Below are 25474 nucleotides of genomic sequence, written 5' to 3' on the forward strand. Positions count from 1 at the left end.
GCGTGAGGCGACGCACACCGTCACGATTCGTGGAACAACCGGCACCGCTGTGAGACTTGTACCTGTGGTGACCACAGTCGAGAGCTCTCCCCAGACGAACGTGAGCACCCGTCACCTGACGGGTGCGCTGCTCGCGCTGGCTCTCGGTGGCTTCGCGATCGGCACCACCGAGTTCATGACGATGGGCCTGCTCGAGGAGATCGCCGACGGCATCCACAGGTCGAACGCGACGACCGGCCACATCATCACGGCGTACGCCCTGGGTGTCGTCGTGGGTGCACCGGTCATCGTGTCGCTCGGCGCCCGGCTGCCCAAGCGTGAGCTGGCGATCGGACTGATCCTGGCCCTGGGCATCGGCAACGCGATCACCGCCATGGCGAGCGGCTACCTGCCGGTCATGCTCGCGCGCTTCGTCGCAGGGCTCCCGCACGGTGCCTACTTCGGCGTCGCCTCTCTGCTGGCTGCCTCGCTCGTACGACCTGAGTTCAAGGGCCGGGCCGTCAGCTCGGTCATGCTCGGCCTGTCCGTCGCGACTGTCGTGGGTGTGCCGGCCAGCACGGTGCTCGGCCAGCACCTCGGCTGGCGCAGTGCCTACTGGGTCGTCCTGGCGATCACGATCGCCACGGCGCTGATGATCGTCGCGTTCGTGCCCCACTCACCGGCCAACCGCGACGCGTCAGTGCGCAGCGAGCTCGCCGCGCTGAAGCGCCCGCAGGTCCTCTACGCCGTGTCGGCCGGGATGATCGGCTTCGGCGGGCTGTTCGCGATGTACAGCTACATCGCGCCCCTGGTCACCAAGGTCGCGGACAAGCCGGAGGCGTGGATCCCGTGGTTCCTGCTGGCGTTCGGCATCGGCTCGGTCATCGGGTCGTGGCTGGCGGGCATCCTCGCGGACTGGGACGCCGAGCGCTCGGTGCTGCTGGGCTTCGCAGGCACGGTCGTCGCCCTCGTGGCATTCTTCTTCGCGGCACCGCACGTCGTACCGGCCATGGTCCTGGTGTTCGCCGTCGCGGTCATCAGCTCGGTCGTGGCGATCAACCTGCAGATGCGACTGATGCATGCGGCCGGTGATGCGCAGATGCTCGGCGCAGCCCTCAACCACTCCGCGCTCAACACCGCGAACGGCCTGGGCGCCTGGCTCGGCTCGGTCGCGATCTCCGCGGGCTACGGCTACCGCGCGTCGAGCCTCGTGGGCGCCGGCCTCGCGGTCGCCGGGCTGGTGATCTTCGCACTGGGCCTCGCCGCCCAGCGCCGCTCCGTCAGGCCCTGACCGGCTCGACGCCGGCCTGCGGGCGCAACCACACCTGGTCGCCCTCGTGCAGTCCGAGCGCGGTCGCCTCGGCACGCGTCACGACGACGTGGACCGGATCCGGGTGCAGCTTGTCGTCGGGGGTCACCTCGAGGCGGATCTCGAAGCCCACCCGCGTCCACCGCGTGATGCGCCCGGTCGCCGTGGCGGCCTGCTCGTAGCGCGAGATCTCGATGTCGTGTGGCCGGATGAGGTGATCGCCCAGCCGCGTGACCGGGCCGAGGAACGACAGCACGAAGTCGCTGGCCGGTCGGTCGTACAGGTCGTCGGGGGAGCCGATCTGCTCGATGCGTCCTTCGTTGATCACGACGAGGCTGTCCGAGACCTCGAGGGCCTCCTCCTGGTCGTGCGTCACGAACACCGTCGTCACGTGCATCTCGTCGTGGAGGCGGCGCAACCAGTCCCGCAGCTCCTTGCGGACCTTGGCGTCGAGTGCGCCGAACGGCTCGTCGAGCAGTAGCACGTTGGGCTCGATGGCCAGTGCTCGCGCGAGCGCCATGCGCTGGCGCTGACCGCCGGACAGCTGGGACGGCAACCGGTCGGACCACTGCTCGAGGTGCACGAGCTTGAGCAGCTCCTGGACGCGGTCCTTGACCTCGTCCTTGGGGCGCTTGCGGATCTCGAGCCCGAACGCGATGTTCTTGGCGACCGTCATGTGCTTGAACGCGGCGTAGTGCTGGAACACGAAGCCGACGTTGCGCTTCTGCGCCGGTACGTTCGTCGTGTCGACGCCCTCGATCTCGACCGTGCCGCTGTCGGACGACTCGAGTCCCGCGATGATGCGCAGCAGCGTCGACTTGCCGCCGCCGCTGGGTCCGAGCAGCGCCGTCAGCTGCCCGCTGGGGATGCTGAGGTTGATGTTCTCGAGGGCGACGAAGTCCCCGAAGAACTTGTTGATGCCGCGGATCTCAATCCCCATCGGGGTTCTCCTTCGGTCGGAGCACGGAGACGACGACGAGGGCCGCGACCGCGATCAGTGCCAGCAGGAAGCTCGTGGCGTACGCCGTGCCCTGCTGGAAGTCCTGGTACTTCTCCTCCACGCTCAGCGTGGCGGTCTGGGTCTGGCCGGCGATGTTGCCGGACATGATCTTGACGGCGCCGAACTCGCCGAGCGAGCGGGCGAGGCTCAGCACCACGCCGTAGAGCAGTGCCCACTTGACCGACGGCAACGTGATGCGGCGGAACGTCTGCCACGGGCCGGCGCCGAGGCTGCGGGCGGCCTGCTCCTGGTCGGTGCCGATCTCCTGCAGCACGGGCACAAGCTCGCGGATCACGAGCGGCAGGCTCACGAATGCCGTCGCCATGATGATGCCGAGCGGCGCGAACGCGACCTGCAAGCCCGCGTCCTGCAGGGTCGGGCCGAGGAGGCCGTTGTTGCCGCCGTATGCCAGCAGCAGCGCGAGACCCACGACGATCGGCGACACCGACAGCGGGAGGTCGATCAGCGCGGACAGGATGCCGCGGCCGGGGAAGTCGTAGCGTACGAGCAGCAGGGAGACGCCGACGCCGAAGATCGTGTTGATGACGACGGCCCACACCGCGACATAGACCGTGAGCTGCAGCGCGAACACGACATCGGGGTCGGACAGCGCGGTCTGCAGGTTGTCCAGGCCGCCTGAGAACGTGTGCTGCACGACGAGCGAGACGGGCCACACGACGAGCAGGAAGAGGTACGCGATGACGAGGCCCCGGCGGACGTACGTCCCCGTGGTCTTGGGCTGTCGGATGCGGCTAGCCATGGTCCGTCACCTGCTTGCATCCGCTGGTTGAGGTGCGAAGGCCGCCCGCGGCCGTAGCCTCGAAACCTCGTGAGTCAGCCACGCTTGGACACCACCTTGGTGAGGACCTGCAGCAGGATGATCGCGATCAGCGCGACGCCGAGCAGCAGCACCGCGACCGATGCCGCGGCGGCCTCGTTGCCGTTCTCGATGTAGGTCAGGATGCGCACCGAGGCGACCTCGGTCTTGTTGGGCAGGTTGCCCGACAGCAGGACCAGTGAGCCGTACTCGCTGATGCCGCGGGCGAACGAGAGCGCGGCACCGGCGGTGATGGCCGGCGCCAGCGCGGGCAGCAGGATCCGGCGAAGCGTCGTGAAGCGGCTGGCGCCGAGCGACGCGGCGGCCTCCTCGACCTCGGGATCGAGCTCCAGCAGGACGGGTTCGACCGTGCGTACGACGAACGGCAGCGTGACGAACAGCAGGGCGAGGAACACCGAGCGCTCGGTGTTGGCGACGTTGATGCCGATGGGGCTGTCCGGGCCGTAGAGGCTTAGCAGCACGAGCCCGGCGACGATCGTCGGGAGGGCGAACGGGATGTCGATGATGACCTCGAGGAGGCGCTGGCCGCGGAACGAGTCACGCACGAGGACCCACGCGATCAACGTGCCGAAGACGACGTTGACGACCGTCACGATCAGCGCCTGCTCGACGGTCAGCCGCAGGGCGGCGGCGGTCTGCGAGTTGGTGAGGGTGTCGCGGAACGTTCCCCATCCGTCATCGGCCGACTGGATCACGACCAGCGCGAGGGGGATCAGGACGAGCAGGCTGAACCACGTCAACGCGATCCCCAGGCCGAGGCCTGAGGACCGCGTGAGCGACGTGGCGCTCCGGGTGCGGCGCCTGCGCGCCGCACCCGGAGCAAGCGGGATCTCAGTCGTCACGACTTGCCGGAGTCCGCGATGATCTTGGTGATGATGCCCTTCTTCTCGTCGAAGAACTTGGCGTTGACGGCTTCCCAGCCACCGAAGGTCTTGTCGATCGTGAACAGCTCGTCGATCTTCGGGAACGGGTTGGCCGGGTCGTTGGCACCCTTGACCGTACCGATGTCGACGCCCTGGACGGACTCGACCGGGCGGAAGCCGTACTGCGCGTAGATGCCCTGGCCTTCGGGGCTGATCGCGAAGTCGAGGAACTTCTTGGCGGCCGGAGCAGCCTTCGTCGTGACGGCGGCCGGGTTCTCGATCAGCAGGTTCTGCTTGGGCACGATGTAGTCGACGTCCTCACCGCTCTGGCGGGCGAAGATCGCCTCGTTCTCGTACGAGAGCAGCACGTCGCCGGTGCCGCCCTGGAACGCGGTGGTCGCGTCGCGGCCGCTGCCGGGCAGGGCCTTGACGTTGGCGAACAGCTTCTTGAGGTACGCCTTGGCGTCGGCCTCGCTGCCACCGTTCGCGATGACCGACTGGTACGCCGCGAGGACGTTCCAGCGGGCCGAGCCCGAGGAGCCCGGGTTGGGGGTCACGATGCCGACGCCGGGCTTGGCGAGGTCGGCGAACGACTCGATGTGCTTGGGGTTGCCCTTGCGCACGACGATCGCCACGACCGAGGTCGACAGGATGCCCTTGTTGGCGTTCTGGTCCCAGGACTTGTCGACGAGTCCCTCGTCGACGAGACGGGTGACGTCGGGGCTCAGCGAGAAGTGCACGACATCGGCCTTGAGCCCGCCGACGACGGCGCGGCTCTGGTCGCCCGACGCGCCGTAGGACTGCTTCCACGTGACCCCGGTGCCGGGGTCGGTCTTGGCGAAGGCATCCTCGATCGCGCCGTCCGCGGCCTTGGGCACGGAGTAGGCGACGAGCGAGAGCGTCGTCTTCTTGCCGGTGCCGGCCGACGAGGAGTCGTCGGAGCCCGAGGAAGGCGCACAGGCCGTCAGCACCGCTGCGCTCGTCGCGATCGCGACTCCGGCCATCAGGTTCCTGCGGGTGATCTTCATCGTCCTACCTCATCGTCAGGGCCCGCCACTGTGCGTGCTCCGGGCTTCAAACTAGGGGGACCGACGAGGCGTTTGAGCAGATCTCAGGATGCGAGACGTGTGCCTGCATGTCGAGATGGTGCAGGTCACATGCTTCCTGCGTTGGGTGCTCACCTCGCGAGGTTTCGTCATCGGGCGGCTTCGCGCCGATCGCGCCCCCTACTCGCAGAGCTCGTGGGGGGACCCCCAAACCTGCCCTCGGCGCTCGCTCGCAGAGCTCGCCTGGTTCAAGCAAACACGACGGTGCGGGGGCCGTTCATCAGGACGCGGGACTCCGCGTGCAGCTGGACGGCCCGCGACAACGTCTGGGACTCGACGTCTCGACCCACGCGCGCCAGGTCGGCCGCGGTCATCCGGTGATCGACCCGCAGCACGCCCTGGTCGATGATCGGCCCCTCGTCGAGGGCGGCCGTGACGTAGTGCGCGGTCGCGCCGATCAGCTTGACCCCGCGATCGTGGGCCTGCTGGTAGGGCCGCGCACCCTTGAAGCTCGGCAGGAAGCTGTGGTGGATGTTGATGGCCCGTCCCTCGAGCCGGCGGCAGGTCTCGTCGGACAGGATCTGCATGTAGCGGGCCAGCACCACGAGGTCGATGGCGAGCTCGTCGACGAGGCCGAGCAGGCGCGTCTCTGCGGCGGGCTTGTCGTCGGTGGGCACGTGGTGGAACGGCACGTCGTACGCACTCGCGAGCCGTTCGAGGTCGGGGTGGTTGGAGACGATCGCCGGGATCTCGATGTTGAGCGCCCCGGTGCTCTGCCGGTAGAGCAGGTCGTTGAGGCAGTGCCCCTCCTTGGACACCAGCATGAGCGCCCGCATCGGTGTCTCGGCCACCACCAGCCGGTATGCCATGCGGTGCTCGCCGGCCAGGTCGGCGAAACGGTCACTCAGCGCGTCCACCTCGGGCGCCGAGCCGTCGAGCAGCGTGAAGTGCACCCGCAGGAAGAACTCGGCGTCGCTCGTGTCGGAGAACTGCTGGCTGTCGAGGATGTTGCCGCCGGCCTCGGCGATCCACCGTGTGACGGCATAGACCAGTCCCGGCCGGTCAGGGCACGACAAGGTCAGGACGTACGTCGAAGGCACCCGCCCACTGTAGATCTGGACGGGTGCCTTCGGCCCACGTCACTCCGCGACGGGCACCGGCTCGGCGGCCGCCGGCGTCGCACCGGCGTGACCGGAGTGCGACGGCTTCGCGAAGAAGATCATCAGGACGAAGCCGACTGCGAACGCGATGACGGGCAGCACGAGCGACTGCGCCATGGCGTCCGAGAACGGTCCCTGGATCTGCTCGGGCATGCTCTTGCCCGACGCCTGGACGGAGCTCGACGAGTCGCCGAGGCCGTTGGCGGTGAGCCGCGCCTGGATGAGGGCCGCGACGGCCGCACTGCCGAGGACCGCGCCGATCTGGCGCGTCGTGTTGTAGACGCCGGCGCCGGAACCGGCCGAGCTCATCGGGAGGTTGCGGGTCGCGGTCGCTCCGAGCGGGGCCCACATGCAGGCGTTGGACACGCCGAACAGGGCCATCGGCAGCAGCATCTGCCAGACCGGGGTGTCGGGAGCGATGATTATGGCGAGCCAGGCCATCGAGATCGTCGCGGTGCCGAAGCCCACCAGCGTGATGTTGCGCGGGTGCACCTTGTCGACCAGCTTGCCGACGAACGGCGACAGCACCATCAGCACGACCGCCATGGGCGCCATCAGGAGGGCCGACTCGGTCGGGCTCCAGCCGCGGGCGCCCTGCGCGTAGAACTGGAACGGCAGCGCCATGGCGGTGATGGCCAGGGACACCATCGCGATGCCGCCGTTGCCCAGCGAGAAGTTGCGGTCGCGGAACAGCCCCAGGGGGACGAGCGGCTCCTTGCGGATGCGGCCCTGCCACCAGAGGAACGTGGCGAAGATCAAGACGCCCAGGACGATGAGCAACGGGACGCTGATGATGCCCGAGATCTGGCCCCAGTCGTACTTCTCGCCCTCCTGGATGCCGAACACGACGAGGAAGACGCCGATGCCGCTCAGCGCGACGCCGAGCCAGTCGAAGCTGTGCGTGTGGGTCGGGAGGGTCGGGACGAGGCGCCAGGCCAGGACGAAGCCGACGATGCCGACCGGGACGTTGATGAAGAAGATCCACTCCCACCCGAGGCTGTCGACCAGGACGCCGCCGAGGATCGGGCCGACGAGGGTGGCGACACCGGCGGTCGCACCCCACAGCGCCATCGCGCTGCCGCGCTTGGCCGCGGGGAACGTGCGGGTGATGACCGCCATCGTCTGGGGGGTGATGAGCGAGGCGCCGATGCCCTGCACGACCCGGGCCAGGATCAGCATCTCGATGCTGCCGGTCAGTCCGCACCACAACGAGGCGAGGGTGAAGATGACCAGCCCGACGAGATAGAGGTTCTTGGGCCCGAAGCGGTCGCCCAGTCGCCCGGTCACGAGGAGCGGCACGGCGTAGGCCAGGAGGTAGGCGCTGGTGACCCAGATGACGCTGTTGACGTCGGCGTCGAGATCGGTCGAGATCGCGGGGGTCGCGACCGAGACGATCGTGTTGTCGACGAGGATCATGAAGAAGCCGATGACCATCGCCCAGAGGGCCGGCCAGGGCTGGTAGTCGTCGGGCAGGTCCGTGGTCATGCCTGTGGAGGTTGCCATGTGAGGTCCTTGGTCTCGATGCGGGTGATGAGTGTGCGGATCCAGTCGCGTTGGGCGATGGTGATGTGCAGGAGGTAGGCGCCGCCGATCCAGTACGCCTCGGGCAGGTCGCGGGCGCGTACGGCGTCCAGGACCGCGGAGATCTCGAGGATCTCCTCGTCGAGGGCGTCCGCGTATGTCGTGAGGTCGGCCGCGGCTTCGTCGACGGGGAGGTTGTGTGCCTCGTCGAGCGCGACGGGGAAGTGCGGGTACTCCCGCACCGGCTGGCTGAGCAGCTCGCGGATCCGTGCCGAGAGCGCCTCGCGACCCGCGTCCGTCATGGCGTACGTCGTGCGCTCGGGCCGGTTGCCCTCGCGTGCCGTGCCGGTCACCTCGAGGAACTTGGCCGCGTGAAGGCGCTCGACCGTGTGGTAGAGCGACCCGGGGCGGACCTTGATCATGCGGTCCTCCCGGCGCTCGAGCAGCAGCTGATACATCTCGTAGGGGTGCATCGGCCGCTCGTTCGCCAGCGCGAGTGCCGCGATGGCCAGCGGTGTCAGCGTCATCGATGCTCCTCCCGGTTCATTCCATGCGAATTATTCCACGTGGAATATATAGCATCGCAGGTGCGTCGCACAACCAAGTCTCGCGAGGGGGTGTGACAGAAGCGCCGGCTCAGGGAGCGATGTTGAAGTTCCGCCGGAAGAGGTTGTCGGGGTCCCAGGCACGCTTGGCCTCACGCAGCCGCTCGAGCGTCTCCGCGGGCCAGAGCGCCGCGACGTCCTCGTCGCTGTTGGTGCCGAGGAACCCGGAGTACGAGCCGATGCCGCGGTCGGCGATCGTGCGCCACACCGCGCGCGCCGCGTCGAACTGCTCCTGCGGCGCATCGACCGGTACGAACGCAGCAGAGACCACCAGCACCTCGGCGGCACGGTGCGCGAACGCCGTGTCTGCGGGGTCGACCCGGCCGAACGCGCCGCCGAGGCCGCGCAGGAAGATCACGCGTCCACCGACGGCGTACGCCTCGGCGATCGCCTCGGCCAGTGGCTCGTCGAGCGTGGTCAGCAACGTGTTGCCGATGACGGGCAGGATGCCGTCGGGTGCGTGCGGAGCCTCCTCGAGGATCTCGGCGTATGCGCGCTCGCTGACCGACTCGGCGACGACAGGACCGATCGCGCGGAGCGGCTCGAGCGCTGCAGTGTCGTCGGAGGCCAGGCAGACGAACAGGGTGGCGCCGGCCGGGAAGTCGCCGAGTCCCGGCGTCAGTGCCAGGGTCGCGCTCAGCTCCTCGGGCGCGCTGCGCATGACTTGCGCCCACCGACTGACCAGCTGCGCGACGTCGTCGAGGGCGAACGAGATCGTCCCGAACTGCACGGTCGTGACCGGTTGCGCCTGGAACTCGAACGCCGTGACCACGCCGAAGTTGCCGGCTCCGCCGCGCAGTGCCCAGAACAGGTCGGCGTTCTCGGTTGTCGAGGCGCGCACGACGTCGCCTGCAGCCGTGACGACCTCGGCGGCCAGCAGGCTGTCGATCGTCATGCCGTGCTTGCGCACCATCCAGCCGATGCCGCCGGACTGGGTCAGGCCGCCGACGCCGACCGAGATCGTGTCGCCGGCCGTGATGGCGAGTCCGTGCTGGGCGAGCGCCGCGGCCGCGGGACCCCACGTGGCGCCGGCACCGATGCGCACCCGGCCGTCACCGAGGAGCTCGACCTGGTCGAGCCGTGACACGTCGATCACGACACCGTCGTCGATCGTGCCGAAGCCCAGGGCGTTGTGGCCGCCGCTGCGCACGGCCAGCGGGAGGCCTTCGTCGCGAGCATGACGGATCGACGCGGCGACCTCGGCGGGACTCGTCGGGCGCAGCACGACCGTCGGCTCCGCCGTACGGGTGATGGTGGCCCGCGCGGTGTCGTAGTCGGCGTCGCCTGGGCGGATCGCGAAGTGGTCGATCGTCATTGCGGCACGGTCCTTCGTGTCAGCTTGTCGTGGACGAACTCACACTAGAACCTCAATCCGGGTTGAGGTCAAGGGCCGACTAGCGGAGGATCTCGTAGCCGTGCAGGTCGTCGAACGACCCGTCCCCGAGTCGCTCGGCCGCGCGCTGCGTGCCGTAGTGCCGGTAGCCGGCGGCCACGGCGACGGCGTTGCTGGCCGGGTTGTCGGCCGCGGCGTAGAGCACGAGGCGGCGCCGGTCGAGTCCCTGGGGATCGAGCGCGTGGCGTACGACCATCCGTACGGCCTCGGTCATGAAGCCGCGCCCCCTCGCCGCCGGGTGCATCCAGTAGCCGATCTCGCCCGATGTCGGGTTGATGCCGATCATGTCCATGACCGCGATGTTGCCGAGCAGCTCGTCGGTTCCGTGGTCTGCGATCGCCCAGGTCGCCTTGGCGCCGGTCGCCGCCTGCCACACGCAGTCGGCGAGATAGCCGCGAGCGACGGCCGGCGTGTAGGGGTGGGGGAGTCCGGCCAGGAAGTGCCGGGACACCGGGTCGCTGCAGGCCTCGACGACGCGCGGCACGTCGGCCTCGGTGAACGGCCGGAGGCGCAGGCGCTCGGACTCCAGCACCGCCGACTCCGCCCACGGCGTACGAGGCACCGGGCTGTCGCCGAAGCGGAACGAGCCGGTCCACGCGTCCAGGACCTGGCCGCGTTCGTGCAGCGTGCCCGGCATGAGCCCGTGCAGGGTGAAGCCGGTCTGGTGGGCGACCCGGAGGGATGCCTCGTTGCCCACGTGCGACCGCCAGTGCACGATCTCGATGCCGCCCTCGTTGAGCGCCCAGTCGACGGCCAGGCGTACGGCGTGCGTCATGAAGCCGCGGCCCCGAGCCCACGGGTGCAGGGCGAACCCGATGTCCGCGATGGGTGACTGCCGGATGTCGATGTTGCCGGCGAACCGCCCGTCGACCTCGATCGCCCAGCCGCGGTGCTTCCCGTCGTCCCAGCCGCGCGGGAGCACCGTGAACGCGTACTGCTCGCTCATCTCGCGGGTGTTGGGGATCGGGATCGCGGTCCAGCGCTGCATCGTGGGGTCGTTCGCCATCTCGACCAGGCCATCGGTGTCCGCCGGGACGTGGGCCCGCAGCGTCACGACCCCGTCGCTGAGAACGGGGACGTTGAGCGGCCACTTCATGCGGTGGCGCTCATGGGGCGAGCGAGCGGAACGGGTCGGCCGGGTACACCCCGAGAATCTTGACGTCGGTCGTGAAGAACGTCAGCTCCTCGAGCGCCCTCGCGAGGGGTACGTCGTCGGGGTGCCCGTCGACCTCGGCGAGGAACTGGGTCGCCGTGAACCAGCCGTCGACCATGTAGCTCTCGAGCTTGGTCATGTTGACGCCGTTCGTCGCGAAGCCGCCCAGCGCCTTGTAGAGCGCAGCCGGCAGGTTGCGGACGTTGAAGATGAAGCTCGTGACGGTAGGGCCGTTGCCGGCGGGGGCGCGCCGGGGTTCGGGGGAGAGGACGACGAACCGGGTCGTGTTGTGGTCCTCGTCCTCGATGTCGGAGGCCAGGACGTCGAGGCCGTAGATCTCGGCGGCCATCGGCGGGGAGATGGCGGCCTGGCTGAGGTCGGCGGCGTCGGCGATCTCGCGGGCCGCGCCTGCGGTGTCGCCGGACATGATCGGCGTCAGTCCGTACTGCTTGATGATCTTGCGGCACTGCCCGAGCGCGTGGACGTGGCTGTGCACGGTCTTGATCGTCTCGAGGCTCGAGCCCGGGACGCCGAGCAGGCTGAACTGGATGCGCAGGAAGTGCTCGGCGATGATGTGTAGACCCGACGTGGGCAGGAAGTGGTGGATGTCGGCGACCCGGCCGGCGATCGAGTTGTCGATCGGGATCATCGCGAGCTCGGCGTCGCCGCCCGTCACGGCCGCGAAGACGTCCTCGAACGACGCGCAGGGCACGGCCTCCCAGTCGGGGTAGTGCTCCTTGGCGACGATGTGGGAGTTCGCGCCCGGCTCTCCTTGGTACGCGATCCGCTGCTTGGTGCTCACCGGCCCAGTCTCCCATTCGCTCCTTGAGCCTGTCGAAAGGACATCACACGTCCCCTCGACAGGCTCAAGAATCTTCCACGCTCGTTACCGGGCCGCCCAGACCTCGCTGACGGCGTAGTGGTTGTCGAACTCCTCCGAGCAGGCGGCGAGATCACTGACCTCCGCCTCGCCGGTGTGCACGCGCCCGAGCAGGCGGTAGTAGTCGAACCGGCGCATCCCGGGTGTGAAGATGACCAGGATGTCGGCTTCCCGGCCCGTCGGCGGGGCGAACGCGTGAGTCGTACCGGGGGGCACCAGCAAGAAGTCGCCCTTGCCGAGATGGATCACCTCGTCGCCGACGAGAACCTGCAGCTCGCCGTCGAGCACGAAGAAGCTCTCGGCGGCGCGGGTGTGGGAGTGCGGCGGCGCGCCGGGCGAGCCGACGGCGAGCCGAGCCCGGTTGACGGTCACGGCGCCGCCGGTCTCGGGTGCATCGGCCAGGAGGCCGATCAGGCTGGTCGGTCCGTCGACGACGGTCTCGGCCTGGTCGGCGCGGACGAGTACGGGTGCGAGTGTGGTGTTCATGCGATTCTCCTTGGTTGTGTTATGGATACAAAATGTCCAGAATTGTGATCTGCGGGTGACGCGTCTGCGATCGGCGAGTGGATCTAGCCGACGTTCAGGAAGTGGTTGAGTGTCGCGTCGCGGGTGTGCGGGTACGCCTTCTCGACGTCGGCCCTGATGTCGGCGATGGTCTGGCCGGCGAGGCTCGTGCGCCAGGCCAGGTCGGCCTTGCGCATCGCTCCGGACAGGATGCAGGTCTGGCGATAGTCGACCTCGTCCGAGCCGCCGGGCCCGCGACGCAGGACCTGGTCGCAGCGGAAGATGTCGTCCGGGCCCTCGATGGCCACGACGACGTCGAGCAGTGTGATGTCGTCGATGTTCTTGGCGAGCCGGAAGCCGCCCCGGGGCCCGGAGACCGAGGAGAGGATGCCGGCCCGGGCCAGTGCCTGGAGCTGCTTGTTCATGTATGCCGTCGGCAGCTCGTAGAACGCAGCCAGCTTGGTGGCGGTGACTGCCTCGTCCTCGACCCACGACAGGTTGAGGCAGCTGTGCAGTGCCCATTCGACGCCTTCGCTCAACTTCATATCCTGGATATTACACATCCAGAATAGGCTGCGCAAGCATCCACCTCGAGAAATATCGAGGTGCTACTGGACCAGGTGGGCGCCGGCTGCCGGTCGTACGACGAAGATCTCCGGCTCGCGCCACTGCTGCGCCGCGTAGCGGGCCTCGACCCGCTCGCGCACGGCCGCCACTCGCTCGACGGGGACCAGGGCTATCGCGCTGCCGCCGAAGCCGCCGCCGGTCATGCGAGCGCCGAGGGCGCCACCCTCGAGCGCCGCCTCGACGGCGACGTCGAGCTCGGGGCAGCTGACCTGGAAGTCGTCGCGGAGCGATGCGTGCGACGCGGTGAAGATCGTGCCGAGCTGGGGCCAGGCGCGCCGGCCGATCGCGCTGACGGCACCGCGTACGCGGGCGGTCTCGGTCAGCACGTGCCGAGTGCGTGCCTTGAGGGTCTCGTCGGTCAGGGCGATCGTGGCGTCGAGTGTCGCCTCGGCCAGCCAGGTGACACCGAGCTCGGCCGCCGCCTGCTCGCACTCGGTGCGTCGGGCGGCGTACTCGCCATCGGCGAGGGAGTGGTGTGCCCGGGTGTTGATCGCCACCAGCGCGACCCCGTCGTCCTCCCACGTGACCGGCACGGTCTCGGTCGTCGGGGGCGACTGGGCGGTGTCCATCAGCACGGCGTGCCCGGCCTCGCCGTAGAGCACGGCGAGCTGGTCCATCAGGCCGACCGGCGCGCCCACGAAGTCGTGCTCGGCCCGCTGCGCCAGCAGGGCCAGCTCGGTGCGATCGAGGCCGAAGCCCGTCAGGTCGTCGAGGGCCGAGGCGATGCCGCAGGTCAGGGCCGCCGATGACGACATACCGGCACCTGACGGGATCCGCGACTCGACGACGATGTCGGCGCCCTCGAAGCGGTGGCCGGCGGACATCAGGCTCCACACGATGCCGGCGGCATAGACCGCCCAGCCGTCCACGTCGCCGGGCTGCACGCCGGTACCGAACGTGACCTTCGCCGAGCCGGGGAGGTCGGACCAGAGGTTGACGGTCTCGTCGTCGCGAGGCCGCACCTTGATCGTCAAGGAGCGGTCGATCGCCATGGGCAGCACGGGGCCGCCGTTGTAGTCGAGGTGCTCACCAATCAGGTTCACTCGTCCGGGCACATCCCACCGGCGCACGTCTGTCACGCCCCGACCCTACGACGTGGGCGGTGGCTGGCAGAATGCCGTCCATGTCCGCTGACCGTCGCCCCCGAGTCCTGTCCGGCGCCCAGCCGACCGCCGACTCGTACCACCTCGGCAACTACTTCGGCGCGTTCAAGCAGTGGGTTGCCCTCCAGGACGACTTCGAGGCGTTCTACTTCATCCCCGACCTGCACGCGATCACGATCGAGTACGACCCGGCGGCCCTGCGCGAGCGCACCTACATCGCCGCGGCCCAGTTGCTCGCGGCCGGCGTCGATCCGCAGCGCAGCGCCCTGTTCGCCCAGAGCCACGTGCCCGAGCACGCCCAGCTCGCATGGGTGCTCAGCGGCATCACGGGATTCGGCGAGGCCAGCCGGATGACGCAGTTCAAGGACAAGACCGTCAAGGGCGGCTCCGAGTCCGCGAGCGTCGGCCTGTTCACCTACCCGATCCTCATGGCCGCCGACATCCTCGTCTACCAGGCCGACAGCGTCCCGGTCGGCGAGGACCAGCGCCAGCACGTCGAGCTGACCCGTGACCTCGCGCAGCGGTTCAACCACCGCTTCGGAGAGACGTTCACGGTGCCCAAGCCGCACATCGTCAAGGGCGTCTCCAAGATCTACGACCTGCAGGAACCCACCAACAAGATGAGCAAGTCGCAGTCGTCGCCCAACGGCGTCATCGACCTGCTCGACGACCCCAAGAAGGCCGCCAAGAAGATCCGCTCGGCGATCACCGACTCCGGCAGCGAGATCCGCTACGACGTGGCCGAGAAGCCGGGCATCTCCAACCTGCTGACGATCTACTCCGCCCTGACGGACCAGTCGATCGACGAGATCGTCGCGCAGTACGAAGGGCAGCAGTACGGCGCCTTCAAGGTGGCGCTGTCGCAGGTCGTCGCCGACTTCGTCGAGCCGTTCGGTGCGCGCACGCGCGAGCTGCTCAGCGACCGCGCCGAGCTCGATCGCATCCTCGCCAAGGGGGCCGAGCGCGCCCGCGAGGTGGCCTCGGTGACCCTCGACCTGGTCTACGACCGCTCCGGTTTCGTGCGTCCCGTATGACGCCCGTGACCGTCGGGATCGCGATCCCGGTGCCGGAGCCCTACGGCGGTGACCTGCGCAAGATGCGGGCCGCCTTCGGCGACCCGATGGCCCAGACAGTGCCGAGCCACGTCACGCTGATCCCGCCGCTCCAGTACGACCGCCAGGAGCTCGACGGTGTCTACGCTGCGCTCGAGCGGGCCTCGGTGTCGATTCCACCGTTCCCCATGAGACTGCGAGGCACCGGCACGTTCCGGCCCGTGTCGCCGGTCGTGTTCATCGCGGTCAGCCAGGGCATCTCCTACACCGAGATGCTGGCCAAGACGGTGCGCCGGGCGCTCGATGCCCCGGAGCCCGACTTCCCGTTCCACCCGCACGTCACGATCGCGCACAACCTCGATGACGCGAGCCTCGACCGCGCGTACGACGAGCTCAGCTCGTTCGAGTGCCAGTTCTCGGTCGACGAGTTCGCGCTCTACCACCACGACGACGCAGCCGGCTGGGTCCCGCAGCACACGTTCGCCCTCGGTCCCTCGTAGCCCCGGCCGCACCATGGACATCTGCCGGTGGCGGGTGCAGGATCAGGGCAATCGAGGAGCCCGGGGGACACATGAGGTCACGACAGGTCCGTACGTTCGCAGTCGCAGCCACGATCGGGCTGGTCATCACCGCAGTCGCGGCGGGACCGGCCCAGGCCAAGACCCCGCCGGGCAAGCCGGTCACGGTGATGTCGCGCAACATCTACCTCGGCGCGGACATCAACCGCCCCGTCACCGCGGCGCTGACGGCGCAGGCGCAGGGCAAGACCGGCCCGGAGATCCTCGTGGCGCTCGCCAACGCGACGCACGTGACCAGGGACATCGTCGACCGGACGAACTTCCCCGTGCGAGCAGATCTCCTGGCCGACGAGATCGCCCGCACCGAGCCCGACCTGATCGGGCTCCAGGAGGTCGCACTGTGGCGCTCGGGCGGGTTGCAGCTCAACCAGGTCGGCGTCCCCAACGCCACGACCGTCGACTACGACTTCCTCCAGATCCTGCTGGATGCGCTCGCCGAGCGAGGCGAGCGCTACCGTGCCGTGTCGGTCGGCAACCGGGCGGACGTGGAGGCGCCGAGCTTCACCGGCAGCCCGTTCAACGGCACGATGAGCGCCGACGCCAAGGACGTCCGCCTGACGATGCGTGACGTCGTGCTGATGCACGTCAAGGGCAGCCTGACCGCCGGATCCACCGGCGACCGGGTCTACGCGCACAACCTGGTGGTCACCGCCGCAGGTGCCTCGTTCCGCTTCGACCGCGGCTACCAGTGGGTCGACGTACGCTCCGGGGCCACGAGGTTCCGCTTCGTCAACACCCACCTCGAGGCGTTCAGCTCCGACCTCGCGCTCGCGCAGGCGTCCGAGCTGCTGACCGCCACGGCGAGCGACCGCAGCACGGTGCTGGTGTGTGACTGCAACTCCGACCCGTTGAACAGCTCGGTCAAGCCCAACGACCACGTGCCGCACAAGGCGCCCTACGAGCTGATCACCGGTCCAGGTGGCTTCACCGACGAGTGGCTCAGGTGGGCGCCGGCCGCACGGGGTTGGACCTCGGGCCTCTCCGAGCTGGTGGACGATCCGACCGCCGCTGACTTCGACCATCGCATCGACATGGTGTTCGGCCGGACCGCAGCCGGCGGCCCGCTGGCCGTGGACCGTGGCGAGGTCACCGGCACGGATGTCGCCGATCGCGACCCGGCGACCGGGCTGTGGCCGTCCGACCACGGCGGCGTCGTGCTTCGCCTGCGGGGCCTCTGACGCGTCGTCGTCAGGCCGCGCCCTCGAGCCGGTCGAGCATGGTGTTGACCTTGTCCTCGAGCTTGTCCCTCGGCGGGCGGTCGTTGAACGCCAACGTCGTGATCGCGACGACGTTGCGGCCGGTCCTGACGGTGATCAGGTCGAGGTTCATCGTGACGCCTTGAACCGTCCCGGTCGCGTGGAACGCGGCTGCCTCGTCACCGAGGTCACTGACCTCGGTCGGCTCGACCGCGACCTCCACGCTCGATCCGTCGGGCCCACCCAGCGTGAAGGCGTGGCAGGCGCGCGCGGCCTTGAGGCGGGCGCGCCACTTCTTTGTCGCCTGGGAGCTGTCGTCGTACGACTCGACCGTGTCGTTCATCGACGCCTGGTCGGCCCGGGAGAACGACGACTCGACCTGGGTCGGCGCGTTGTCGTGGGGGCCGTTCGCCAGCGCGTTGCAGGACTCATCGCCCTTGGTGATCGTGATGCCGGCGGCCGAGTCGTCGACCGGCTCGGCCTTCCAGTCCGACTCGAAGTCGTCGATCGTGAGCAGGGCCTTCTGGGCCTGTGCCTTGGACAAGGGAGCCGACGCCGGCTCGTCGGACCCATCGCCGCTGCCGCACGCGGACAGGACGAGCAGGATGCCGATGCAGACGAGCTGGCGTATGCGCATCCCGGGAGCGTAGTGCCGCCAGGTCTCCCGCGTCAGACGATTCCCAGGTCGTCCGAGACCATCGTCGTCAGGTGCTTGAGCAGCTCGGACTTGAACGCGCGGGCCGCCAGTGGCAACGCCTCGGTGCTGCGGTGGGCCAGGGCGATGACGCGCTCGAGCGAAGGGCTGTCGAGCTGGGTCGCCCGGAGCTGCGGACGTGTCGTCAGCACCATGCTCGGGACCACCGCATGGCCGAGGCCGGCCTGCACGAAGCGGAGCACGGCGCTCATCTCGCCGCCCTCGACCGAGAGCTTCGGCTCGAAGCCCGCATCGGCACACGCGCCCAGGGTGACCTCGCGCAGGTCGTAGCCCTCGCGGAACATCACGAGCGGGAGCTCCTCGAGGTCGCGGATCTCCAGGCGATCGGGCAGGTCCGCGTCGGCAGGGCTCGCCAGCACGAGCCGCTCGCGCAGGATCGGTGTGGTCTGGATGTCGGGGTCGGCGTTGTGCAGCGGCACGATCAGCAGCGCGACGTCGAGCCGGCCGTCGGCGAGCTCGCGGGTCAGCACGCGGGAGCCGGCCTCCTGCACCTCGAGCTCGATGTCGGGGTACGAGGCGTGGAACTCCTTGAGCGCCTCGGGCAGCAGTCCCTCGCACAGCGAAGGCGTGGCGCCCATGCGTACGCGACCGCGGCGCAGGGTCGCGACCTCGCGCACCGTGCGCTCCGCGCTCTCGGTGTCGATCAGGATGCGCTGCGCGTGCGGCAGCAGCGCCTCGCCCGCGCTGGTCAGCTCGATGGCTCCCCGGTTGCGGACGAACAGCGGCGTGCCGAGCGAGTTCTCGAGCACCCGGATCTGCTTGGAGAGGCTGGGCTGCGAGACGCCCGTCAGCTCGGCGGCGCGGGTGAAGTGCCGGGTCCTGGCGACCGCGACGAAGTACGTCAGCTGCTGGATCTGCACGCATGCCACGATAGTCGACGGCTATGAAAGGCGACCTCACAATGACTTGGCGGATAGGTGGCTCCGCCTTAGTGTGTGACGGTGGCCACACTCCGCACCTCCACCTCGTCACCTGAAGCCGGCGACGGCCGTGCTGCGATCGCCGCCCGAACCCTGCGAACCGACCGCTGGTGGATCCCACCGCTGACCACCGCCGTGGGCCTGATCGCGTGGATCACGTACGCGACCGTGCGCGTGTTCATGCAGAAGGACTACTTCGTCGGCGACTACAACTACCTGACGCCGTTCTACTCGCCGTGCATCTCCAACGGCTGCGTCCCCGAGTCGTCGCACTTCGGCTCGTTCCTGCCCGACGTGTGGTGGCTGCCGTACGCCGCGCTGACCCTGCCGTTCCTGCTGCTGTTCCGGATGACCTGCTACTACTACCGCAAGGCGTACTACCGGGCGTTCTGGTTCTCGCCGCCGGCCTGTGCCGTCGCCGAGCCGCACGCGACCTACTCCGGCGAGACCCGGTTCCCGCTGATCGGCCAGAACCTGCACCGCTACTTCTTCTACGCCGCGGTGCTGATCTCGCTGATCAACACGTACGACGCGATCAAGGCGTTCGAGACCGGCGACGGCGAATTCGGAATCGGCCTGGGCAACCTCGTGCTGCTGGGCAACGTCGTCGCGCTGTGGGCCTACACCGCGTCGTGCCACTCGTGCCGCAGCATCATCGGCGGCCGGCTCAACCACTTCTCCAAGCACCCCGTGCGCTACAAGCTCTGGGGCTGGGTGACGCGACTCAACGGCAAGCACATGCAGCTCGCGTGGCTGACGCTCGGCACGTTGGCGCTGACCGACTTCTACATCATGGCCGTCTCGGCCGGTTGGTTCTCCGACCCCCGCATCATCAACTGACAAGGATCGTGAATGACGGAGATCGAGCGACTGTCGTATGACGTCATCGTCATCGGAGCCGGCGGCGCCGGCCTGAGAGCGGCGATCGAGGCACGCGAGCAGGGCAAGAAGACCGCGATCATCAGCAAGTCCCTGTTCGGCAAGGCCCACACCGTGATGGCCGAGGGCGGCTGTGCCGCGTCGATGGGCAACGTCAACGACAAGGACAACTGGATGGTGCACTTCGGTGACACCATGCGGGGCGGCAAGTTCCTCAACAACTGGCGCATGGCCGAGCTGCACGCCAAGGAGGCGCCGGACCGGGTCTGGGAGCTCGAGACCTACGGCGCGCTGTTCGACCGTACGCCCGACGGCAAGATCAGCCAGCGCAACTTCGGCGGCCACACCTATCCCCGGCTCGCGCACGTCGGCGACCGCACGGGCCTCGAGCTGATCCGCACGCTGCAGCAGAAGATCGTGTCGCTGCAGCAGGAGGACCTGGCCGAGACCGGCGACCTCGACGCGAGGATCAAGGTCTTCGCCGAGTGCACCGTCACCGACCTGACCAAGGACGGCGACCGCATCTCCGGCGCGCTGGCCTACTGGCGCGAGTCCGGCCGCCACCTCGTCTTCGAGGCGCCGGCGGTCATCCTCGCGACCGGCGGCATCGGCAAGTCGTTCAAGGTCACCAGCAACTCGTGGGAGTACACCGGCGACGGCCACGCGCTCGCCCTGCGGGCCGGTGCATCGCTGATCAACATGGAGTTCATCCAGTTCCACCCCACAGGCATGGTCTGGCCACCTTCGGTCAAGGGCATCCTCGTCACCGAGTCCGTACGCGGTGACGGTGGCGTGCTGACCAACTCCGAGGGCAAGCGGTTCATGTTCGACTACATCCCGGACGTCTTCAAGGGTCAGTACGCGACGACCGAGGAGGAGGCGGACCGCTGGTACACCGACGCCGACAACAATAAGCGTCCTCCCGAGCTGCTGCCCCGCGACGAGGTCGCGCGCGCGATCAACTCCGAGGTCAAGGCCGGCCGCGGCACTCCGCACGGCGGGGTCTATCTCGACGTCTCGAGCCGGCTCAAGCCCGAGGTCATCATCAAGAAGCTGCCGTCGATGCATCACCAGTTCAAGGAGCTGGCCGACGTCGACATCACCAAGGAGCCGATGGAGGTCGGCCCGACCTGCCACTACGTCATGGGTGGCGTCGAGGTGGACCCCGACACCGGTGCCGCCTCGGTCGCAGGCCTGTTCGCCGCAGGTGAGTGCTCGGGCGGCATGCACGGCTCCAATCGGCTCGGCGGCAACTCGCTGTCAGACCTGCTGGTGTTCGGCCGCAGGTCCGGCGCCGGCGCCGCGGCCTACATCGACTCGCTCGGCGACCAGAGGCCCTCGATCAGCGACGACGACGTCCAGATCGCCGCGCGGCGGTCGGTTGCGGCGTTCGGTGACGGTGGGCAGGAGGGCTCGGAGAACCCCTACACGCTGCACCAGGAGCTCCAGCAGACCATGAACGACCTGGTCGGGATCATCCGCAAGCAGGAGGAGATCCAGGAGGCGCTCGACAGGCTCGAGGGTCTCAAGGCACGCGGTGAGCAGGTCGTGGTCGAGGGGCACCGGCAGTTCAACCCCGGCTGGCACCTCGCGCTCGATCTCCGCAACATGCTGCTGGTCAGCGAGTGCGTCGCCAAGGCGGCGATCCTGCGCACCGAGAGTCGCGGCGGACACACCCGCGACGACTACCCCACGATGGACGCCGAGTGGCGCCACGTCCTGCTGGTCTGCACGCTGGCCGACGACGGCACGGTCGACGTCGAGCGCAAGGAGCAGATCCCCGTACGCGAGGACCTGCTCGACCTGTTCGAGAGCGACGAGCTCGGCAAGTACTTCACCTCCGCAGAGCTCTCCGGAAGGAACTGAGATGGGCAACCAGGAGCACTTCCGTGTCTGGCGCGGCGACGACGAGGGCGGTGACTTCGCGGACTACGACGTCGAGGTCAACGAGGGCGAGGTCGTGCTCGACATCATCCACCGCATCCAGGCGACGCAGGCCCCGGACCTCGCGGTCCGCTGGAACTGCAAGGCCGGCAAGTGCGGCTCGTGCAGCGCCGAGATCAACGGTCGTCCGCGGCTGCTGTGCATGACCCGGATGTCGACGCTGCCGCCGGGTGAGCCGATCGTCGTGACCCCCATGCGGACGTTCCCGGTGATCCGCGACCTCGTGACCGACGTGTCGTTCAACTACGACAAGGCGCGCGAGGTGCGCGCGTTCGTGCCGCCCGAAGGGGTCGAGCCCGGCGACTACCGCATGCAGCAGGTCGACGTCGAGCGCTCGCAGGAGTTCCGGAAATGCATCGAGTGCTTCCTGTGCCAGGACACCTGCCACGTGCTGCGGGACCACGAGGAGAACAAGCCGGCGTTCGCCGGTCCGCGCTTCCTGATGCGGGTCGCCGAGCTCGACATGCACCCGCTCGACGCCGCTGAGGAGCAGGGCGTCAACCGCAAGGAGGCGGCGCAGGACGAGCACGGTCTGGGCTTCTGCAACATCACGAAGTGCTGCACCGAGGTCTGCCCCGAGCACATCAAGATCACCGACAACGCGCTGATCCCGCTCAAGGAGCGCGTCGTCGACCTCAAGTTCGACCCGATGATCCGGCGGAAGAAGCGCGCTTCACGCTCCTGACCTGCAGGGCATCGTGGATGCAGGGTTCATAGCCAGAGGCTATGAACCCTTACCTCACAATGCCTTTGCGGAAGTGCCCCACCGGTCTTAGGCTGGCGAGTTGTGGCGACTACCCAACTGAGCAAGCGACCGTCGGCGCGTACGTCGACCGTTGCGCTGAAATATGCGATGGCGGTGTCGGGGCTCATCATGGTGGGCTACCTGATCCTGCACATGTACGGCAACCTGCGGGCCTTCTCCGGCCCCGATGCCTTCAACGAGTACGCGCACCACCTGCGCACGTTCGGCGAGCCGATGCTGCCCCACGAGGGACTGCTCTGGATCGTCCGGGTCGTGCTGCTGGGCGCGGTCCTCCTGCACGCGTACGCGGCGATCACGCTGTGGCGGCGCAACAAGAAGGCGGCCGGCTACGTCGGTGGCAAGCGCTACCAGACCAAGCAGAACCGCACCGGCATCCAGCGCAGCTACGCGTCGTTCACGATGCGCTGGGGTGGAGTGACGATCGCGCTGTTCATCGTCTTCCACATCCTCAACCTGACGACCAACGACATCCATCCGGGCGGTGCGTCCGACACGGCCTACGGCAAGCTGCACAACAGCTTCGAGCACTTCTGGGTGCTGCTGGCCTACACCGTCGCGTTGATCGCGGTCGGCTTCCACCTCTGGCACGGCTTCTGGAGCGCGTTCACGACGTTGGGCCAGAACTACAGCGCCAAGCGCCGCGACTCGTTCTGGAACTCCGCTGCGATCGTCGTCGCGGTGGTCATCACCGCCGGCTTCCTCGCGCCGCCGTTCGCCATCTACTTCTTCGGCTTGGGAGGCTGACATGCCCACGAACGTCTCCGAACAGTTCCACGCCGTAGGCGAGGACATCCACGACACCAAGGCGCCCTCGGGCCCGATCGAGCGTCGTTGGGACGAGCGCAAGTTCAGCACCAAGCTCGTCAACCCGGCCAACCGCCGCAAGCTCAGCGTCATCGTCGTCGGCACGGGTCTCGCCGGCGCCTCCGCGGCCGCGACCCTCGGCGAGGCCGGCTACCAGGTCAAGAGCTTCTGCTACCAGGACAGCCCGCGCCGCGCCCACTCGATCGCGGCGCAGGGCGGCATCAACGCCGCCAAGAACTACCGCAACGACGGCGACAGCATCTACCGGCTGTTCTACGACACGGTCAAGGGCGGCGACTTCCGCGCCCGCGAGTCCAACGTCTACCGCCTCGCCCAGGTGTCGGTGAACATCATCGACCAGTGCGTCGCGCAGGGCGTCCCGTTCGCCCGTGAGTACGGCGGACTGCTCGACAACCGCTCGTTCGGTGGCGTGCAGGTCTCCCGTACGTTCTACGCCCGCGGCCAGACCGGCCAGCAGCTCCTGATTGGCGCCTACCAGGCCCTGGAGCGCCAGATCGCCGCCGGCACGGTCGAGATGAACACCCGGCACGAGATGCTCGAGCTCATCATGATCGACGGCAAGGCCCGCGGCATCATCGTCCGCGACATGGTCTCCGGCGAGATCGAGACGCACACGGCCGACGCCGTCGTGCTGGCGACCGGCGGCTACGGCAACGTCTTCTTCCTGTCGACCAACGCGATGGGCTGCAACGTCACCGCGACGTGGCGCGCACACCGCAAGGGCGCGTTCTTCGCCAACCCCTGCTACACGCAGATCCACCCGACCTGCATCCCGGTGAGCGGCGACTACCAGTCCAAGCTGACCCTGATGTCGGAGTCGCTGCGCAACGACGGCCGCATCTGGGTGCCCAAGAAGGCCGGCGACGACCGGGCCCCGAGCGACATCCCCGAGGACGAGCGCGACTACTACCTCGAGCGCATCTACCCGGCGTTCGGCAACCTCGTGCCGCGTGACATCGCCTCCCGCGCCGCCAAGTACCAGTGCGACGCCGGCAAGGGTGTCGGACCGGGCGGGCTCGGCGTCTACCTCGACTTCGCCGACGCCATCGCGCGCCTCGGCCGCCACGAGGTCGAGGCCAAGTACGGCAACCTCTTCGACATGTATGCGCAGATCACCGGCGAGAACCCGTACGAGCAGCCGATGCGCATCTACCCCGCCGTCCACTACACGATGGGCGGGCTGTGGGTCGACTACGACCTGCAGAGCAACCTCGAGGGCCTGTTCGTCGCCGGTGAGGCCAACTTCTCCGAGCACGGCGCCAACCGGCTCGGCGCCTCGGCGCTGATGCAGGGCCTGGCCGACGGCTACTTCGTCCTGCCCTACACGATCGCCAACTACCTGGCCGACGGACCGTACGAGAAGATCGACGACTCGCACCCCGAGGTCGTCGCCGCGCGTACGGCGGTCGAGGAGCGGATCGAGAAGTTCCTGTCGATCAACGGCACCCGCACCGTGGACTCGTTTCACAAGGAGCTGGGCCAGATCATGTGGGACTACTGCGGCATGGAGCGCACCGAGGAGGGCCTGATCAAGGCCATCAGCATGATCCGCGACCTCAAGGCCGACTTCTGGGCCAACGTCAAGGTCACCGGCGTCAACGAGGAGCTGAACCAGACCCTCGAACGCGCCGGCCGCGTCGCCGACTTCTTCGAGCTCGGCGAGCTCATGTGCATCGACGCGCTCAACCGTCGCGAGTCGTGCGGCGGTCACTTCCGCGCCGAGAGCCAGACCGAGGACGGCGAGGCGCTGCGCCACGACGACGAGTTCGCCTACGTCTCGGCGTGGGAGTTCGGCGACGAGCAGCCGACGCTTCGCAAGGAACCGCTGGAGTACGAGTACGTCGAGATGAAGTCCAGGAGCTACAAGTGAACATCACCGTCAGGGTGTGGCGTCAGAAGAACGCCGACGACAAGGGCCGGATGGTCACGTACGGCGTCGAGAACGTCAGCGAGCACATGTCGTTCCTCGAGATGCTGGACGTCCTCAACGAGCAGCTCACGCTGTCCGGCGACGACCCCATCGCGTTCGACCACGACTGCCGTGAGGGCATCTGCGGCATGTGCGGCGTCGTGATCAACGGCATCGCGCACGGCCCGGAGGTCACCACGACCTGCCAGCTGCACATGCGCAGCTTCGAGGACGGCGCCGTCATCGACGTCGAGCCGTGGCGCGCGGGAGCCTTCCCGGTCGTCAAGGACCTCGTCGTCGACCGCTCGTCGTTCGACCGGATCATCCAGGCCGGCGGCTACATCAGCGCGCCGACCGGATCGGCCCCCGACGCGCACGCCGTGCCGGTGCCCAAGGACGACGCCGACCACGCCTTCGACGCCGCGACCTGCATCGGTTGTGGCGCCTGTGTCGCGGCCTGCCCCAACGGTTCGGGCATGCTGTTCACGGCTGCCAAGATCACCCACCTCGGCCTGCTCCCACAGGGTCAGCCCGAGCGCGAGTCGCGGGTCATCGGCATGGTCGAGCAGCACGACCATGAGGGCTTTGGTGGCTGCACCAACATCGGCGAGTGCACGTCGGCGTGCCCCAAGGGCATTCCGCTCGACACGATCGCGCAGCTCAACCGCGACCTGCTCGGCGCCCTGGCGCACGGCAAGGCCTGACCTCA

General features: G+C 68.4%; 25 protein-coding genes. 10 read left to right on the forward strand and 15 right to left on the reverse strand.

Going from position 1 to position 25474, the window contains the following annotated elements; translation table 11 throughout:
* Positions 1–64 precede the first annotated feature (64 nt).
* The gene (locus BOSE46_RS00775; RefSeq protein WP_236551571.1) at positions 65–1270 is read left to right on the forward strand and encodes an MFS transporter; all 1206 of its coding nucleotides are present in this window, start codon (positions 65–67) and stop codon (positions 1268–1270) included.
* Here the strand turns inward: BOSE46_RS00775 and BOSE46_RS00780 are convergent.
* The 13 genes from BOSE46_RS00780 to galK all read right to left on the reverse strand — a co-directional run bounded on the left by BOSE46_RS00780 (position 1260) and on the right by galK (position 13957).
* Positions 1260–2228 carry a sulfate/molybdate ABC transporter ATP-binding protein gene (locus tag BOSE46_RS00780; RefSeq protein WP_159537312.1) on the reverse strand — a complete coding sequence of 323 codons (969 nt, stop codon included), beginning with the start codon at positions 2226–2228 and terminating at the stop codon, positions 1260–1262. The two genes, BOSE46_RS00775 and BOSE46_RS00780, sit on opposite strands and share 11 nt — an antisense overlap.
* Positions 2218–3048: a sulfate ABC transporter permease gene (locus tag BOSE46_RS00785; protein WP_159537314.1), complete on the reverse strand. Its 831-nt coding sequence runs from the start codon at positions 3046–3048 to the stop codon at positions 2218–2220. Before BOSE46_RS00785 ends, BOSE46_RS00780 begins: the two co-directional genes overlap by 11 nt.
* A gap of 74 nt (positions 3049–3122) precedes the next feature.
* Complete coding sequence (cysT, locus tag BOSE46_RS00790; RefSeq protein ID WP_159537316.1) at positions 3123–3968, reverse strand: sulfate ABC transporter permease subunit CysT; 846 nt, start codon at positions 3966–3968, stop codon at positions 3123–3125.
* A complete protein-coding gene (locus tag BOSE46_RS00795; RefSeq protein WP_159537318.1) occupies positions 3965–5017 on the reverse strand; it encodes a sulfate ABC transporter substrate-binding protein in 1053 nt (350 codons plus the stop codon). The genes cysT and BOSE46_RS00795 overlap by 4 nt, the downstream gene beginning before the upstream one ends.
* Positions 5018–5283: 266 nt before the next feature.
* Complete coding sequence (purU, locus tag BOSE46_RS00800; protein ID WP_159537320.1) at positions 5284–6135, reverse strand: formyltetrahydrofolate deformylase; 852 nt, start codon at positions 6133–6135, stop codon at positions 5284–5286.
* Positions 6136–6174: 39 nt separating this feature from the next.
* Positions 6175–7698: a DHA2 family efflux MFS transporter permease subunit gene (locus BOSE46_RS00805; protein ID WP_159537322.1), complete on the reverse strand. Its 1524-nt coding sequence runs from the start codon at positions 7696–7698 to the stop codon at positions 6175–6177.
* Entirely contained in the window at positions 7677–8243 is a 567-nt protein-coding gene (locus BOSE46_RS00810; RefSeq protein WP_159537324.1) for a PadR family transcriptional regulator, read from the reverse strand. Before BOSE46_RS00810 ends, BOSE46_RS00805 begins: the two co-directional genes overlap by 22 nt.
* Positions 8244–8352: 109 nt before the next feature.
* A complete protein-coding gene (locus BOSE46_RS00815; RefSeq protein ID WP_159539306.1) occupies positions 8353–9636 on the reverse strand; it encodes an FAD-binding oxidoreductase in 1284 nt (427 codons plus the stop codon).
* A gap of 79 nt (positions 9637–9715) precedes the next feature.
* Positions 9716–10810, reverse strand: a complete 1095-nt coding sequence (locus BOSE46_RS00820) for a GNAT family N-acetyltransferase (protein WP_159537326.1) — start codon at positions 10808–10810, stop codon at positions 9716–9718.
* 10 nt (positions 10811–10820) lie between these two features.
* A complete protein-coding gene (locus BOSE46_RS00825) occupies positions 10821–11669 on the reverse strand; it encodes a prephenate dehydratase (RefSeq protein WP_159537329.1) in 849 nt (282 codons plus the stop codon).
* Positions 11670–11753: 84 nt separating this feature from the next.
* Entirely contained in the window at positions 11754–12233 is a 480-nt protein-coding gene (locus BOSE46_RS00830) for a cupin domain-containing protein (protein WP_159537331.1), read from the reverse strand.
* Between the two features lie 83 nt (positions 12234–12316).
* On the reverse strand, positions 12317–12796 hold the full coding sequence (locus tag BOSE46_RS00835) for an Rrf2 family transcriptional regulator (RefSeq protein ID WP_159537333.1): 480 nt from the start codon (positions 12794–12796) through the stop codon (positions 12317–12319).
* Positions 12797–12859: 63 nt separating this feature from the next.
* On the reverse strand, positions 12860–13957 hold the full coding sequence (gene galK / locus BOSE46_RS00840) for a galactokinase (protein WP_159537335.1): 1098 nt from the start codon (positions 13955–13957) through the stop codon (positions 12860–12862).
* 35 nt (positions 13958–13992) lie between these two features.
* Between galK and trpS the strand changes: the two genes are divergently transcribed.
* The 3 genes from trpS to BOSE46_RS00855 all read left to right on the forward strand — a co-directional run bounded on the left by trpS (position 13993) and on the right by BOSE46_RS00855 (position 16789).
* A complete protein-coding gene (gene trpS, locus BOSE46_RS00845) occupies positions 13993–15015 on the forward strand; it encodes a tryptophan--tRNA ligase (RefSeq protein ID WP_159537337.1) in 1023 nt (340 codons plus the stop codon).
* Positions 15012–15533: a 2'-5' RNA ligase family protein gene (locus tag BOSE46_RS00850; protein WP_159537339.1), complete on the forward strand. Its 522-nt coding sequence runs from the start codon at positions 15012–15014 to the stop codon at positions 15531–15533. Before trpS ends, BOSE46_RS00850 begins: the two co-directional genes overlap by 4 nt.
* A gap of 71 nt (positions 15534–15604) precedes the next feature.
* Positions 15605–16789, forward strand: a complete 1185-nt coding sequence (locus tag BOSE46_RS00855) for a hypothetical protein (RefSeq protein ID WP_159537341.1) — start codon at positions 15605–15607, stop codon at positions 16787–16789.
* 10 nt (positions 16790–16799) lie between these two features.
* Here the strand turns inward: BOSE46_RS00855 and BOSE46_RS00860 are convergent, their stop codons facing one another.
* The gene (locus tag BOSE46_RS00860) at positions 16800–17444 is read right to left on the reverse strand and encodes a hypothetical protein (RefSeq protein ID WP_159537343.1); all 645 of its coding nucleotides are present in this window, start codon (positions 17442–17444) and stop codon (positions 16800–16802) included.
* A gap of 32 nt (positions 17445–17476) precedes the next feature.
* The gene (locus BOSE46_RS00865) at positions 17477–18382 is read right to left on the reverse strand and encodes a LysR family transcriptional regulator (protein WP_159537345.1); all 906 of its coding nucleotides are present in this window, start codon (positions 18380–18382) and stop codon (positions 17477–17479) included.
* A gap of 81 nt (positions 18383–18463) precedes the next feature.
* Between BOSE46_RS00865 and BOSE46_RS00870 the strand changes: the two genes are divergently transcribed.
* The 6 genes from BOSE46_RS00870 to BOSE46_RS00895 all read left to right on the forward strand — a co-directional run bounded on the left by BOSE46_RS00870 (position 18464) and on the right by BOSE46_RS00895 (position 25469).
* Positions 18464–19282, forward strand: coding sequence for a hypothetical protein (locus tag BOSE46_RS00870; protein ID WP_159537347.1), 819 nt, complete (start codon positions 18464–18466; stop codon positions 19280–19282).
* Between the two features lie 12 nt (positions 19283–19294).
* Positions 19295–21187: a fumarate reductase/succinate dehydrogenase flavoprotein subunit gene (locus tag BOSE46_RS00875; protein ID WP_159537349.1), complete on the forward strand. Its 1893-nt coding sequence runs from the start codon at positions 19295–19297 to the stop codon at positions 21185–21187.
* A 1-nt stretch (position 21188) separates the two neighbouring features.
* Positions 21189–21950, forward strand: a complete 762-nt coding sequence (locus BOSE46_RS00880; RefSeq protein ID WP_159537351.1) for a succinate dehydrogenase/fumarate reductase iron-sulfur subunit — start codon at positions 21189–21191, stop codon at positions 21948–21950.
* A 102-nt stretch (positions 21951–22052) separates the two neighbouring features.
* Positions 22053–22775: a succinate dehydrogenase cytochrome b subunit gene (locus BOSE46_RS00885; RefSeq protein WP_159537353.1), complete on the forward strand. Its 723-nt coding sequence runs from the start codon at positions 22053–22055 to the stop codon at positions 22773–22775.
* Position 22776: 1 nt separating this feature from the next.
* Positions 22777–24726: a fumarate reductase/succinate dehydrogenase flavoprotein subunit gene (locus tag BOSE46_RS00890; protein WP_159537355.1), complete on the forward strand. Its 1950-nt coding sequence runs from the start codon at positions 22777–22779 to the stop codon at positions 24724–24726.
* Positions 24723–25469, forward strand: a complete 747-nt coding sequence (locus BOSE46_RS00895) for a succinate dehydrogenase/fumarate reductase iron-sulfur subunit (RefSeq protein WP_159537357.1) — start codon at positions 24723–24725, stop codon at positions 25467–25469. Before BOSE46_RS00890 ends, BOSE46_RS00895 begins: the two co-directional genes overlap by 4 nt.
* Positions 25470–25474 lie beyond the last annotated feature (5 nt).

It is taken from the genome of Aeromicrobium sp. 9AM (assembly GCF_902506105.1).
Taxonomy (GTDB): Bacteria; Actinomycetota; Actinomycetes; order Propionibacteriales; family Nocardioidaceae; genus Aeromicrobium.